Here is a 13,839-nt window from a genome sequence, read left to right as displayed (position 1 = left end):
CTCACCATCAGTTACTTACTGGAGACTGACATATGAAAACTCGCGCCGCCGTACTGCGAGATATGAAGCCCGCTAAACCCTACAGCGTGAGCCGACCGCTCGAGGTCGTGAACCTCGATCTCGATTCACCTGGTCCTGAGGAAGTGCTGATCAGGATCCGCGCCGCCGGACTCTGTCACTCCGATCTATCCGTCATCAACGGCAATCGACCGCGCCCAATGCCAATGGCGTTAGGCCACGAAGCGGCTGGCGAGGTGGTGTCACTAGGTGACAATGTCGATGACCTGAGCTCAGGCGATCATGTGATACTTACCTTCGTCCCCAGTTGTGGACACTGTCTGCCTTGCGCCGAGGGCAGACCGGCGCTTTGCGAACCGGGGGCCAAGACGAACAACGCTGGTACTCTACTCTCGGGTGGGATCCGGCTGCGCGAAGATCTATCACCTGTTCATCATCATTTAGGGTGTTCTGCCTTCGCCGAATACGCGGTTGTGTCGCGACGTTCCCTAGTCAAGATCGATGAAGACCTTCCTTTCATCGAAGCCGCGCTGTTTGGTTGCGCTGTACTCACCGGGGTCGGTGCAGTCATCAACACGGCGAAGCTCCAAGCCGGCCAAACAACGGCTGTTATTGGTCTGGGTGGTGTCGGCTTGGCAGCGTTACTGGGCGCGATCGGTGCCGGGGCCTCAGAAGTTATTGCGGTAGATATTTCCGATGAGAAGTTGGCGGTCGCACGAGAGATGGGCGCGACGGAGACCGTTAACGCCACTGATAAACACGCCATTGAAAAGATTCGAGACCTGACCCGTGGCGGAGTAGATATCGCCCTTGAGTTTGCGGGTTCTGAGAAGGCGCTCGAAGACGCTTATCGCATGACGCGCCGCGGTGGCATAACGGTAACCGCAGGTCTGCCTGCGCCGCACGTCAACCTGCCGGTGAATGTGGTCAGTCTGGTTGCTGAAGAGCGCACGTTGAAGGGCAGCTATATTGGCGCTTGCGTTCCGATACGTGATATATCGCGCTACGTGGCTCTTTATCGTGCTGGCAAACTGCCTGTGAACAAGTTGCTCAGCGGTGTCATTTCCCTTAGCGAGATTAACGAAGGCTTCGACCGGCTCGATCGTGGAGAAGCTATCCGTCTTGTGGTCGAACTCTGAGAGAAAGCTTGAATATGGCGGAGTGTCTAAAGGCGCGCTGATTTAGCTGACATCATCGATACTTGATAGCCAGCGTCTCGAGCCTTCCCGGCACCAGGGCATCGTCGAGCGCACTGATCCGCAGCGCGTGGCCCAGCGCCGGGTGCGCCGGGCGGTGAATCAGCGTGCCTTCCGCCAGCAGGTTTCGATGAATCGCAGCGGCCTGCTCGGCGTCCTTCAACCTCAGGGTGACGAAGTTGGTGGTACTGGGCAGTACCTCGGCCCCGTGGTTCCGCAACCACTGACTCAGCGCCTCGCGTCGATCGACCACTGCCGCCACGTGTTCGCGGGTTTCGTCGGGATGGGCCAGCACGGTTTCCGCGGCCGCCAGCGCCAGCGAGGAAACCGCGTAGTGAATCCTCACTTTCATCAACATGGCGTGGGTTTCCGGCGTTGCAATGGCGTAGCCCACGCGCAGGCCGGCGAGTCCGTGGGCCTTGGAGAAGGTGCGCAGCCGAATCACCCCGGGCCAGACGGCGTTGGCGGCCGGCGACCACGCATCGCCACGAAAATCGTGATAGGCCTCGTCGAGGACCAGGGTGCAGTCTTCCGGCAAGCGATCCCGCAGCGCCACGACGTCAGCATCGCTGTGAAGATGGCCGCTCGGATTATCCGGATTGGCGAGATAAACGCCCCGGGCCTGCTCGCGGGTCGCCGCGGCCGCCAGCGCCTCGAGATCCGGCGCCAGATATCCCGGGCCGCTGGCGTATTCGACTTCGACCTGGCGACAGCCTTGGCCGCGCACGAAGTAGCTCCAGGTCGGGTAGGTGCCGGCGCTGGTGATGACCGTGTCGCCCGCCTCGCACAGCGCCCGCAGCGTCAGCGCCATCAGGCTGTCCGCGCCCGCATCCACCAGCAGCGCCTCCATTGGCAGCTCCAGACTTTCGGCCAGCAGCTGTCGAACCTGCCACGCCTCGGCGTCGCCGTAGGTGCGGGCAAGATCGGCCACTTCACTGCCAAACCGTGCGGTCAGCGCCCGGTGGGGCATGTCCAGCCCCTCGTTGGAGCCGATGCGATGAGGGAGTGAATGGCCCAGGCGTCGCTCCAGCGCCTGCAGACCGGGGAACGGATTATGGGGGCCGTCCTGATTGACGAGGTGGCGGGCAAAGCGGGACATGGGCATCTCAGTCATGGCGATAACGGTTGCGACGGAAGATAGCAATTGAAGACAGCAATTGAAGATAGTAACGGAAGATGGCGATTGAAGATGGCGATCAAGGATAGCCATCGAGAAAGGTCGAGGATAACGGTTGATGCCAGCGAACGATCGTCGGCGTCTATATGGTGCCGATCAGGACCCGGCTGGCAGGGCGTCGAGATCCACCGCGCCGCGGGCCTGCCACCGCCAGTGGGACTGTTCGTCCCCCGGGCGGGACAGATCGAACTGCAGATGATAGGGCTGCAGAATGCGGTCGCTCAGCCGCAGCGGCGGTGCTTCGGCGCTCAGTCGAGCCTGGAGCAGCCACTGTTCGCTGGTGCTCCGCGACATCGACGCGGGAGCCCAATCGAGTACGTGAGGGGCCTTCTCCTGACTCAGCAATCCCCGCGCCAACGCTTCGTTGAGCGCCTCGGGGGAGATCGGCAGAGTGGCGTCGACCTCCGCTGGACGCAGCAGAATCGTTACGGCCGAGGCGTTCTCGGCATCCCAGGGCGGGGCCTCGAGCAATCCTATGGCCGCGCCGTCTGCCAGGCCTCGCAGCGCTCGTGTCTCCCGATTACCCGGGGCGGGCTCGCCGAAGCCGGCGCAGCCGCTCAACAGGATGAGCACCAGACCGGCAAGCGCCAGTCGGGTGAGCATCGGGCGGACAAGCCCCGAAGGGGTGATCCATGACCTCATGGTGCTGTCACGGAATCGGGTGGATGCGCGGCGGCGAAGCGGGTCAGGAAGTCGTCGAGCGCCTCGAACAGGACGCGGCGAATCGGCTCCGCTTCGTTGACCAGATGGTGGCGGGCTTGGGGATGACGCACCACTTGAGCGCGCGGAAACTTGCGTCGTAGCGCCTTGAGGTTCCAGCTCCAATCCACGGTCAGATCCTGTTCTCCCTGCAGAATTAGCACCGGCAGCTCACTGGGCGGGCGCTTCAGCAGTGTCGGCATCCAGCGGCGCATCGCGGTGACCCAGGTCAGCGCCAGGTGATCGTCCTGCAGCGGATCGTGAAGGCGCAAAAAGTCGGCAAAGTCGAGATTGGTGGTGTTGGCGCGATACTTTCGGGGAATGGTATCCACGAACGGACTGGCGATACGGTGTAGCCAGCGCGACTGGTTCCAGCCCCAGGGCCGAACCAGCGGCGCCAGCAACACCAGCCCTTGCCACGGCGCCTGCTCGCCGCGCGCCAGGGCGTCGGTAGCGACGATCGAAGCTCCCGTGCTCTGGCCGATGGCCAGCCATGGCCCCGGCGCCAGGTGTCGCTCGGCGATCTGGTGCTCGACGCTGTTGAAGCACTTCACGTAGTCGGTAAAGTCATCGATAGTGGCGCGAGCGCCGCTGGAAAGCCCGTGGCCGGGCAGGTCCCACATCACGACCTGCCAGCCGAGCGCCAGCAGCCGCTCCAGCAGGTGGCCGTAGAGCCCCAGGTGGTCGAAATAGCCATGCACCACGAAGATCGTCCCGCGGGGAGCGGGCGGGGCCCATACCTGAGTCCACAGGTCGAAGGTCCGGCCCTGCTCGCCCTCGGCCTGCAGAAAGCCGGCGTGAAGTTGCAGGTTGTCGTTGGCACTCAGCAGTGGCATCAGCCGGTAATGATCGAGATAGCCAGCGAGTGGCGAATCGGTGGGGGTTTCGATGTGCCGGAAGGGGCCGATAGCCTTGAGTCGTGAAAAGTCGAGCATGCATGTGTCTCCTGATTCGACCATGCTACTCGTCGTGCGCGGCCGAGACCATGACATGACGCAGATGAGGCTCGGAGATCGTTACGGGAACTTGCGGGAGATGACGAAGCTGGCGGGGGTGACGAAGGTCGAGGAAGACAATTCGCGTCAGGCTGATTATTATCGGGGAACAGTTTTATGGAAATATTTTCCATAAATGAATTTCGGACACGGCGGCGAGAACAGGATGGCACGGCGAAAGGCTGGTACGTTGAAATGACGGCCGGAACGAGGTGCCGATGCCACTGCCGTGACCTGATCGCTCATCGATCTGGAGACTGACATGACAACCGACAAGACAAAACGTAGCACGCATCATCGTCTGCAGGTAGCCAACGTGCTCGAGCGCTTCATCGTCGATGAAGCCTTGCCGGGCACCGGTATCGAGGCCGAGGCGTTCTGGACCGGCTTCGATGCGCTGGTTCACGATCTCGCGCCCCGCAATCGGGAGCTGCTGGCCGAGCGTGATCGTCTCCAGGCCAAGCTCGATGAGTGGCACCAGGCCAATCCGGGCAAGATCGAGGACATGGCGGCCTATCGCGCCTTCCTCAAGAAGATCGGCTATCTGGTCGATGCGCCGGCGAGCGTCGAGGCCACCACCACCAACGTGGATGCCGAGATCGCGCGTCAGGCCGGCCCTCAGCTGGTGGTACCGGTCAACAATGCCCGCTATGCGCTGAATGCCGCCAACGCCCGCTGGGGCAGTCTTTACGACGCTCTCTACGGCACCGACGTGATCAAGGAAGAGGACGGCGCCGAAAAGGGCAGCGGCTACAACCCCGAACGCGGTGCCAAGGTGATCGCCTACGCTCGCAACGTGCTCGACATGGCCGCGCCGCTGGCGACCGGTACGCATCGGGATGCGATCGGCTATGCGATTCGTGAAGGTCATCTGACGGTGAAGCTGGAAGGTGGGCGCGACACCGGGCTGAAGAATCCCGGCCAGTTCGTCGGCTTTCAGGGCGATGCCGCCTCGCCGGACGCCATTCTGCTCTCCAACCACGGTCTGCATCTCGAGATCCAGATCGATGCCGGGCACCCGATCGGCAAGACCGATCCGGCCCACGTCAAGGATCTGCTGGTCGAAGCGGCAATCACCACGATCATGGATTGCGAGGACTCCATCGCCGCGGTCGACGCCGACGACAAGACGCTGGTCTATCGCAACTGGCTCGGGCTGATGAAAGGCGATCTCGAGGAGCGCTTCGACAAAGGCGGCAAAACCGTGACCCGGCGGCTCAATCCGGATCGCGACTACACCCTGCCGGACGGCAGCTCGCTGACGTTGCCGGGCCGCTCGCTGATGTTCGTGCGTAACGTCGGGCATCTGATGACGACGCCGGCCATTCTCGACGGCGACGGCAACGAAATCCCCGAGGGCGTGCTGGATGCGGTGATGACCTCGCTGATCGGTATCCACGATCTGAAGCGCGATGCGGAAACCTCGCTGGGCAATTCGCGCGCCGGGTCGCTCTACATCGTCAAACCCAAGATGCATGGCCCGCAGGAAGTGGCGTTCGCCGACGAGCTGTTCGGGCGCGTCGAACAGCTGCTGGGGCTGCCGGCGGATACCCTCAAGATGGGGATCATGGACGAGGAGCGCCGAACCTCCGTCAATCTCAAGGCCTGCATCGAAGCGGCGTCCTCGCGCGTCGCCTTCATCAATACCGGCTTTCTCGACCGCACCGGCGACGAGATGCACACCGCCATGAACGCGGGGCCGATGTTGCGCAAGGGCGACATGAAGGGCAGCCAGTGGATCGGCGCCTACGAGCGCAGCAACGTGCAGATCGGGCTGGCCTGCGGGCTGCGCGGGCGCGCCCAGATCGGCAAAGGCATGTGGGCGATGCCGGACCTGATGGCGGCGATGCTCGACCAGAAGGTGGGCCATCCCAAGGCTGGCGCCAATACGGCCTGGGTGCCGTCACCGACCGCGGCGGTATTGCACGCGCTGCACTATCACCAGATCGACGTGGCCGCGATCCAGCGCGACCTGGAAGATCAGGGCGAAAGCGATCTGCTCGACGATCTGCTGACCGTGCCGGTCGATCCCGAGGCCGATTGGGGCGCCGACGAGATTCAGCAGGAGCTCGACAATAACTGCCAGGGCATCCTCGGCTACGTGGTGCGCTGGGTCGAGCACGGGGTCGGTTGCTCCAAGGTGCCGGATATCCACAATGTCGGGCTGATGGAAGACCGTGCCACGCTGCGAATCTCCAGCCAGCACATCGCCAACTGGCTGCATCACGGTATCGTCGATGAAGCCCAGGTACGCGAAACGCTGACGCGCATGGCCAAGGTGGTCGACGAGCAGAACGCCGGCGATTCGGGCTATACGCCGATGACCTCGCACCTGGAAGACTCCACCGCGTTTCAGGCCGCCTCGGATCTGATCTTCAAGGGTCGCGAGCAACCTTCCGGCTACACCGAACCGTTGCTGCACCACTGGCGCGCCGTGGACAAGACGAAGCACTAGGCTACGAGCTACGGGCTACGGGCTACGAGCTACGAGCTACGAGCTACGAAGAGCGCCAGCGACATCCGTCGCTGGCGTTTTACGTGGCAACCACCACATTCTGGTTTTCGCGGCTCGCGGCTCGCGGCTCGCGGCTCGCGGCTTCCGTCTTCCGTTTTGCCTCTGTGACTCGGTGATCGCTTGCGCTATCTTGACGGCTACGCCGTCCCCCCGTCGAATCATGCGCCGCCCGCCGAGCCGCTCTGGGAGAGTCCGATGACCGTGATGACCGCCGCCGAAATCGAGGATTTCCTCGACGATGTCTTCCCCCAGCGCCAAGGCACCATCGAGGCCGTCGATCACATGCGGGCGACCATGAGTCTGGCGATCGAGGACGAGCACCTGCGTCCCGGCGCCTGCGTCTCCGGGCCGTCGATGGTGAATCTGGCAGACGTCTGTCTGTTCGTCGCGGTGCTGGCCCAGATCGGGCCGGAAGCGATGGCGGTGACCAGCAGTCTCAACTGCCACTTCCTGCGTCGGGCTCGCGGCGACCGGGACCTGATCGCCAACGCCCGCATTCTCAAGCTCGGCCAGCGTCTCGCCGTCGGCGAGGTCCAGCTCTTCTCCACCGGCGACAACGAGCCCGTGGCGCTGGTGACGGCGACCTACGTGCTGCCGGATCGCGATGATTGAAGCCGTCACGCCGTTGGCTTTCGCCAGCGAGGCCGTGATTGAAGCGAGGCCGTGATCTAAGCGAGCTTCTGATCTACGCCGCGGCCGGTCGCTGACGCCAGGCGCTCCATGCCAATACGAGCCAACCCGCCATCAGCAGCAGGCCGCCAAAGGGCGTCACGATCCCTAGCACTCGCATCCCGCCGAGCACCAGCAGGTAGAGCGAACCGCTAAACAGCACCATGCCCGCGAACCAGAGCCCGATGGCCAGCGTCTGCCCGCGCAGCGCGCGCTGGCCTTGCCAGGCGAGAACCGCCATCACCGCCAGCGTGTGCCAGGCCTGATAGCGTACGGCGGTATGAAATACCTCGAGATTACGCGGCGAGAGCGTATCGGCCAGCGCGTGCGCGCCGAAGGCGCCGGCGGCCACGATAATGAATCCGCTCAGGGCGGCAGCGATCCAGCCCCACTTTTGGTGCATGTTGCGACTCCTCGAGGGCGACTATGCTCAAGTGAGCGTCAGTCGCGGAATTGACGCCTGCTAGTCTAGCGCGTAAAAAACCGCCTCGGCAGCCGCGTCTGCCAGCGCTTGCGACGTCATCGTTCTCCATAAGGATCTCCGAAATGGAATTCATCAACACGCTTCACGACGCGGTTTATGCCGTGATGACTCCGGTCAGTGATTTCGTCTGGACCTACATCCTGCTGTATCTGCTGCTGGGTGCTGGCGTTCTGTTTACCGTGCTCACGCGCTTCATGCAGTTCCGGCTGTTCGGGCACATGGCCCGCGTCACCTTCAACAGCCGTGGCTCCGGCAATGGCGTCAGCGGTTTCCAGGCCTTCGCGACCTCCCTGGCGGCCAGGGTCGGCACCGGTAACCTGGCAGGCGTGGCGATTGCGCTGTGGGTCGGCGGCCCCGGGGCGATCTTCTGGATGTGGATGACGGCGCTGGTGGGCTTCGCCACCTCGTTCATCGAATCGACCCTGGCCCAGACCTACAAGAAGCGCAACGAGGATGGCGTGTTCCGCGGCGGCCCGGCCTACTACATCGAGCGGGCGCTGGGGCAGCGCTGGATGAGCGTGCTGTTCGCGATCTTCCTGCTGATCGCCTACGGCCTGGCTTTCAACGGCGCCCAGTCCAACACTATCGCTCAGGGCCTGTCTCAGGCGTTCTCGATTCCCAACTGGATGACCGGCGTTGCGCTGGTGATCATCACTGCGCTGGTGATCTACGGCGGACTCAAGTCCGTCGCGCGTACTGCCGAGAAGATCGTGCCGATCATGGCCATCGGTTACTTCCTGGTAGCGCTGTACGTATTGATCGTGAACTTCAGCGAAGTCCCCGCGATGCTGGAGCTGATCATCAAGAGTGCCTTCGGTTACGGCCCGGCCGTCGGCGGTGCGGTGGGTTATACCATCAAGATCGCGATGGAGAATGGCATCAAGCGTGGCCTGTTCTCCAACGAGGCCGGTATGGGTTCTGCGCCCAACGCCGCCGCCCAGGCGGACGTCAAACACCCGGCGGCTCAGGGCCTGGTCCAGTCCTTCGGCGTGTTCATTGACACCCTGGTGATCTGTAGCTGCACCGCGGTGGTGATTCTGCTCTCCGGCGTCTACGAGCGTCTGATGAGCACCTCGCCGGGTCAGGATATCGTCGGCATTCAGCTGACGCAGGATGCGATGGTCGACCACCTCGGCAGCTTCGGCGAGATCTTCATCGCCATCGCCATCTTCCTGTTCGCCTTCACCTCGATCATTGCCAACTTCTCCTACTCGCAGATCAATATCGAGTATCTGTTCAAACGCCATTCCAAAATCGCGGTCTCCGTATTGCGCGTTGCCGTGCTGGCGATGGTGATGATCGGGTCCGTGGCGCAGCTACAGTTCGTGTGGGACTTCGCCGATCTCGCCATGGGGCTGATGGCAACGACCAACCTCATCGCGATTCTGCTGCTGTGTCCGATCGCGCTGCGGGTGCTCAAGGATTACGAGCGTCAGCGCAAGGATGGCATCCGCGAGCCGACATTCGATCCCAAGAAGGTGCTCAAGCGGCCCGAGCAGACCGATGCAGACGTGTGGCCGGCGAAAGAGAACGCCGAATAAGCGCGGTATGAGCATGGCGGGGCGCGACGGTTGATCGTCGACGCCCCGCATCCTGTCTTGAATTGCCGGCCGCGACACCTGAGCCGGGTGCCTGATCTGGCTTGAAGCGCTACAATGCGGCGGCGTTTTATACGCGCCCGAAACCGCGCGATGCTTGCCGCGCCCGCAACCGCGCGATGTTATTTACCGCGCCCGCACTCGCGGCGATTGATAGCCGCGCCCGGACCCGCGCGATGTTGTTTACCGCGCCCGGACCCGCGCGAAAAGCACGTGTTTGCAGGCGCCGCTTGATATGCGCGCCCGCGCCGGTGCGGAAAGCGCTCGATTCGCCCCAGGGAGGCCGCGATGCAGATTCAGCTCAACGGTGAGCCCCATCCGCTCGATGGCGAACCCACGCTGGTCCAGCTGGTCGACTCGCTCGGCCTGACGGGGCGGCGTGTCGCCATCGAAGTCAACGAAGAGATCGTGCCACGCAGCCTGCATGCGCAGACGCGCCTGAACGACGGCGACCGCGTGGAGATCGTGCACGCTATCGGCGGTGGCTGATCGCCGCCAGGTTCATGACCAGGAGTCATCCATGTCGCAGCTGATTCAGGACATTCCGTTGATCGTGGCAGGCCGCCGTTTTGCGTCTCGCCTGCTGGTCGGCACCGGCAAGTATCGCGACTTCGACGAGACCGCCGCGGCCATCGAAGCCAGCGGTGCCGACGTGGTGACGTTCGCGGTCCGGCGGACCAATCTGGGTCAGAACCCGGGCGAGCCCAATCTGCTCGATGCGGTACCGCCGTCGCGCTATACGCTGCTGCCCAACACCGCCGGCTGCTACACCGCCAAGGATGCCGTGCGCACCTGCAAGCTCGCCCGCGAACTGCTCGACGGTCACAACCTGGTCAAGCTGGAGGTGCTGGGCGATGAAAAAACGCTCTACCCCAACGTGGTCGAGACGCTGGCCGCGGCCGAGACTCTGGTCAACGACGGCTTCGACGTCATGGTCTACACCAGCGACGATCCGATCGTGGCCAAGGAGCTGGAAAAGCGTGGCTGCTGCGCGGTGATGCCGCTGGGCTCGCTGATCGGCTCCGGCAACGGCCTGCTCAATCCGGCGACGTTGGCGCTCATTCTCGAGCACGCCGACGTACCGGTGCTGGTCGATGCCGGTATCGGTACAGCGTCGGATGCGGCGCTGGCGATGGAGATGGGCTGCGACGGCGTGCTGATGAACTCAGCCATCGCCCACGCCCGGCATCCGGTGATGATGGCCAACGCCATGCGCAAGGCGATCGAAGCCGGACGCGAGGCCTTTCTCGCCGAGCGCATGCCGCGCCGCCAGAGCGCCAGCCCGTCTTCGCCGTTTGCCGGGCGCATCAACGGCTGAGTCTCCTTGAACGACTTGAACTGTGATTGACGTACTTTTGATCGACGTACTTCGATCGACGTACTTTCGATTGACTTGAACAGGGCCGCCAGCGACCGGCGGCCACTCCCATTTCCTTTGCCTGTTGACGCCTTCGCATGACTGACAAGACGACGCCCGAGACCGAATCCACCGCCGAAGGTACGCCCGAGACGCCCGTGCGTCGTGGCATCAAGAGCTACGTACTGCGGGCCGGTCGCATGACGGCGGCGCAGGAGCGCGGCCTGAACGACGTGTGGCCCAAATGGGGCCTGACGCTGGCCGACGGTCGCCAGGATCTCGAGCAGCTTTTCGGCCGCCGGGCGCCCTGCGTGGTGGAGATCGGCTTCGGCATGGGCAAGTCGCTGGTCGAGCAGGCCGAGACGCACCCCGAGACCGACTTCATCGGCATCGAGGTTCACGCGCCCGGCGTGGGTAAGCTCCTGGACGAAGCGGACAAGCGCGGGCTGACCAACCTGCGTGTCTACCGCGAAGACGCACTGGCGGTGCTGGCGGACTGCCTGCCGGAAGCGAGCATCGATACGCTGCAGCTGTTCTTTCCCGATCCGTGGCCCAAGAAGAAGCATCACAAGCGGCGTATCGTGCAGCTGCCGTTCGTCGAACTGGTGCGATCTCGCCTCCAGCCGGGTGGCAAGCTGCACATGGCGACCGACTGGCAGGCCTACGCCGAATTCATGGCGGAGGTGATGGCCGAGGCGCCGGGATTCGTCAATACCGCCCCGGCGGAAACGGCGCCCTTCGTCGAACGCCCCGGCTTCCGACCGCTGACCAAGTTCGAGCAGCGCGGCGAGCGCCTGGGCCACGGCGTCTGGGATCTCATCTACCGCCGCGATTGATCGACTGGCCGAACGGAGTCAGTGCGCCCAGCCGCCGATATGTCGGAACCGGTGCTGGGCGGCCAGTGTCAGCAGGACACCCGCCAGCGCCAGCGCCATGCCGCCCAGCTGCAGGGTGTCGACGCCTTCGCCGAACATCCAGGCACTCCATAGCAAGGTGACCGGCGGGGTGAGATAGATGGCGCTGGACACGGCGCTGACACCCATGCGGCGCAGGCAGAGGGTAAAAAAGCCGTAGCCACCGAAGCTTGACAGCACCACCAGCCAGCCCAGCGTCTGCCAGGTGATCAATTCGCTGCCCGGGCTTTCCAGCTGGCCGTCACTGAGCGCCGCTATCAGAAAGACCAGGCTCGCCGCGCCGAGCTGCGCCGTCAGCGTGGCCGGCATGCCAAGCCCGGACGGGCGTCGGGTGGCGAGCACGCTGCCCAGCGTCACGCTGATCACCGACAGCAGCGGCAGCGCATAGGCCCAGCCGCTGGCGCTGCCCGTTCCTTGCCAATCCCCCGCGACGCACAGCGCCACGCCACTGGCCGCGATTCCTAGACCGAGCCAGGCTGCCATGGGTAGCTGCTCGCGGAGCCACAGCGTTGCGATCACCGCTGCCAGGATGGGCTGCTGGGCGGTGACCAGTGCCGTGGAACCCGCGCTGACTCCTTGGCCGACGGCCAACATCACAAACAGCAGATAGCCGCCCATGGTGAGTGCGCCGACGCTCATTTCTCGCAGCCAGCCGCTCAGCGTCACCGCGCGCTGGCGGCTCAGCGACCACCATAGCGCGGCGACCAGCGTGGCGATAACGAAGCGCCAGGCAAACAGATCCATTGCCGGCAGCGACGCCTGACTCGCCAGTCGGCTGCCGATGAACCCCGAGCTCCAGCAGATGATGAACCCCGTCATCAGCGCGATGTTCAGCGATAGATTGCGCATGCCAAGCCCTCCCGTCCGGTCGAAGTGGCTTGAGTCTGCGCGCTATGCAGAGTTCAATGAATCGAATAAAAATCCATCAGGGTTCAATATGATTGAAGGCAGCCACACGCTGGATCTGGAGCTCCTGCGCACGTTTCAGGTCGTGGCGCAGACGGGGTCGCTGGCGGCGACGGCAGAGGTACGCCATCGCACGCTGAGCGCGATCAGCATGCAGATGAAGCGGCTGGAAACGGAGCTGGACGTGCGCCTGCTCGATCGCGGATCTCGCGGGGTGACGTTGACCTCGAGCGGCGACGTGCTGCTATCTGAAGCGCGGGAACTGCTGCGGGTTCACGACACCCTGGTCAGCCGTTTCAACGGCGAACGACTGAGCGGGCGCGTACGCCTGGGAATCCCCGAGGACTACGCCCGCGAGCTGCTCGATGACACGCTGCCGCAATTCATGGCGCGCTATCCGGGAATTCTGCTGGATGTCACCACCGATACCAGCGGCCGTCTCGCCAGGGCGCTCGGCAAGCGCCAGCTGGACCTGGCGATCGTGCTCGATCATGCAATGGGGCTGGAAGGCGGAGAAACGCTGTGGCATCCCACCCCGGTATGGGCGGGCCCGGTGCAGGGCGCGCTGCATCGAGAAACGGTAGTGCCGCTGGCGGTGCACCCCGAGCAGTGCCCCTATCGACATCTGGCGACCGAGGCATTGGACGCCGCCCAGCGTCCGTGGCGGGCGATCTTCACCAGTACCAGCATTCACGCCGTGGAGAAGGCGATCGAGACCGGCATGGCGATCGGCGTGCTCGACCGCGAGCGCGTGACCACGGCGATGCGCGCGCTGGACGAAAGCGACGGCATGCCACCGCTACGCCGTTGCATCGCCAGGCTACATTTCGCAAAGGCAATCGACAACGCATCGCAGCCGGCGGTCGACGCCTTGGCACAGCTGCTGCGCGAGAGACTGCGGGGTCGCGGACCCTGGCAGCGCGACGCTCTGAGCGGGCGCGATCCCGGGCAGAAAACGCGAGCCTGAAGCACGAGTCTAAAACAGGAACATAAAAAAGCCGCCCTGGGCAGGGCGGCACTAAGGACCGTGACTAGCTTGATGAGGAGATGATCAGGGCAGGAACCTGACATTCGCTGCGATGATCAGTGGCGTTTGGCGGCGCCACGATGTAAAGGTAATCATTCTCATTTGAGATTGCAAGCGTAACGAGAATCCTTTTTATTTGCGCCGATCAACTCGCGCCGACTGCGTGCAATAGAAGCGGCAAGGTCGCCATTGCCAGCAGTGTCTGGCCGGTAATCACGGCCGCCATCAACTCCGCGTCGCCCCCCAGCTGACGGGCCAGGATATAAGCCGATGTGGCGGTCGGC

Annotated in this window: 13 protein-coding genes and 1 pseudogene; 8 read left to right on the top strand and 6 right to left on the bottom strand. The window is 63.7% G+C overall.

Going from position 1 to position 13,839, the window contains the following annotated elements; all coding sequences use genetic code 11:
- Positions 1 to 32: 32 nt before the first annotated feature.
- Positions 33 to 1,157 carry a zinc-dependent alcohol dehydrogenase family protein gene (locus BTW08_RS02155; protein WP_075560877.1) on the top strand — a complete coding sequence of 375 codons (1,125 nt, stop codon included), beginning with the start codon at positions 33 to 35 and terminating at the stop codon, positions 1,155 to 1,157.
- A 52-nt stretch (positions 1,158 to 1,209) separates the two neighbouring features.
- Here the strand turns inward: BTW08_RS02155 and BTW08_RS02150 are convergent, their stop codons facing one another.
- The 3 genes from BTW08_RS02150 to BTW08_RS02140 all read right to left on the bottom strand — a co-directional run bounded on the left by BTW08_RS02150 (position 1,210) and on the right by BTW08_RS02140 (position 4,025).
- The gene (locus BTW08_RS02150) at positions 1,210 to 2,313 is read right to left on the bottom strand and encodes an aminotransferase class I/II-fold pyridoxal phosphate-dependent enzyme (RefSeq protein ID WP_075560876.1); all 1,104 of its coding nucleotides are present in this window, start codon (positions 2,311 to 2,313) and stop codon (positions 1,210 to 1,212) included.
- A gap of 174 nt (positions 2,314 to 2,487) precedes the next feature.
- A complete protein-coding gene (locus BTW08_RS02145; protein ID WP_075560875.1) occupies positions 2,488 to 3,033 on the bottom strand; it encodes a hypothetical protein in 546 nt (181 codons plus the stop codon).
- Positions 3,030 to 4,025 carry an alpha/beta hydrolase gene (locus tag BTW08_RS02140; RefSeq protein ID WP_075560874.1) on the bottom strand — a complete coding sequence of 332 codons (996 nt, stop codon included), beginning with the start codon at positions 4,023 to 4,025 and terminating at the stop codon, positions 3,030 to 3,032. The genes BTW08_RS02145 and BTW08_RS02140 overlap by 4 nt, the downstream gene beginning before the upstream one ends.
- Before the next feature lie 322 nt (positions 4,026 to 4,347).
- Here BTW08_RS02140 and BTW08_RS02135 point away from each other — a divergent pair, with 322 nt between their 5' ends.
- Together BTW08_RS02135 and BTW08_RS02130 are read left to right on the top strand one after the other, a co-directional pair.
- The gene (locus BTW08_RS02135; protein ID WP_075560873.1) at positions 4,348 to 6,540 is read left to right on the top strand and encodes a malate synthase G; all 2,193 of its coding nucleotides are present in this window, start codon (positions 4,348 to 4,350) and stop codon (positions 6,538 to 6,540) included.
- Between the two features lie 255 nt (positions 6,541 to 6,795).
- Positions 6,796 to 7,212 carry a PaaI family thioesterase gene (locus BTW08_RS02130; protein ID WP_075560872.1) on the top strand — a complete coding sequence of 139 codons (417 nt, stop codon included), beginning with the start codon at positions 6,796 to 6,798 and terminating at the stop codon, positions 7,210 to 7,212.
- Between the two features lie 73 nt (positions 7,213 to 7,285).
- Here BTW08_RS02130 and BTW08_RS02125 read toward each other — a convergent pair whose 3' ends face one another.
- Positions 7,286 to 7,672 (bottom strand): DUF423 domain-containing protein, encoded by a 387-nt coding sequence (locus tag BTW08_RS02125; RefSeq protein WP_075560871.1) that lies wholly within the window; start codon positions 7,670 to 7,672, stop codon positions 7,286 to 7,288.
- A gap of 143 nt (positions 7,673 to 7,815) precedes the next feature.
- On the opposite strand from BTW08_RS02125, the gene BTW08_RS02120 reads away from it, so the two are divergent.
- The 4 genes from BTW08_RS02120 (at position 7,816) to trmB (ending at position 11,544) form a co-directional block, all read left to right on the top strand.
- Complete coding sequence (locus BTW08_RS02120) at positions 7,816 to 9,294, top strand: sodium:alanine symporter family protein (protein WP_075560870.1); 1,479 nt, start codon at positions 7,816 to 7,818, stop codon at positions 9,292 to 9,294.
- A gap of 345 nt (positions 9,295 to 9,639) precedes the next feature.
- A complete protein-coding gene (thiS, locus tag BTW08_RS02115) occupies positions 9,640 to 9,840 on the top strand; it encodes a sulfur carrier protein ThiS (RefSeq protein WP_075560869.1) in 201 nt (66 codons plus the stop codon).
- A 31-nt stretch (positions 9,841 to 9,871) separates the two neighbouring features.
- The gene (locus BTW08_RS02110; protein WP_075560868.1) at positions 9,872 to 10,669 is read left to right on the top strand and encodes a thiazole synthase; all 798 of its coding nucleotides are present in this window, start codon (positions 9,872 to 9,874) and stop codon (positions 10,667 to 10,669) included.
- A 137-nt stretch (positions 10,670 to 10,806) separates the two neighbouring features.
- Entirely contained in the window at positions 10,807 to 11,544 is a 738-nt protein-coding gene (gene trmB, locus BTW08_RS02105) for a tRNA (guanosine(46)-N7)-methyltransferase TrmB (protein ID WP_075560867.1), read from the top strand.
- A gap of 18 nt (positions 11,545 to 11,562) precedes the next feature.
- On the opposite strand, the gene BTW08_RS02100 is transcribed toward trmB, so the two are convergent.
- On the bottom strand, positions 11,563 to 12,471 hold the full coding sequence (locus BTW08_RS02100; protein ID WP_075560866.1) for a DMT family transporter: 909 nt from the start codon (positions 12,469 to 12,471) through the stop codon (positions 11,563 to 11,565).
- Positions 12,472 to 12,559: 88 nt separating this feature from the next.
- On the opposite strand from BTW08_RS02100, the gene BTW08_RS02095 reads away from it, so the two are divergent.
- Positions 12,560 to 13,495, top strand: a complete 936-nt coding sequence (locus BTW08_RS02095) for a LysR substrate-binding domain-containing protein (RefSeq protein ID WP_075560865.1) — start codon at positions 12,560 to 12,562, stop codon at positions 13,493 to 13,495.
- A 205-nt stretch (positions 13,496 to 13,700) separates the two neighbouring features.
- Here the strand turns inward: BTW08_RS02095 and BTW08_RS19320 are convergent.
- A pseudogene (locus BTW08_RS19320) lies at positions 13,701 to 13,839 on the bottom strand (AEC family transporter); the annotation flags it as partial.

The sequence above is a fragment of the Salinicola sp. MH3R3-1 genome (assembly GCF_001937155.1).
In the GTDB taxonomy this organism is placed as follows: Bacteria; Pseudomonadota; Gammaproteobacteria; order Pseudomonadales; family Halomonadaceae; genus Salinicola; species Salinicola halophyticus.
Note: the sequence above shows the minus strand (reverse complement) of the source record. Positions and strands in the feature narration are given on the sequence as shown.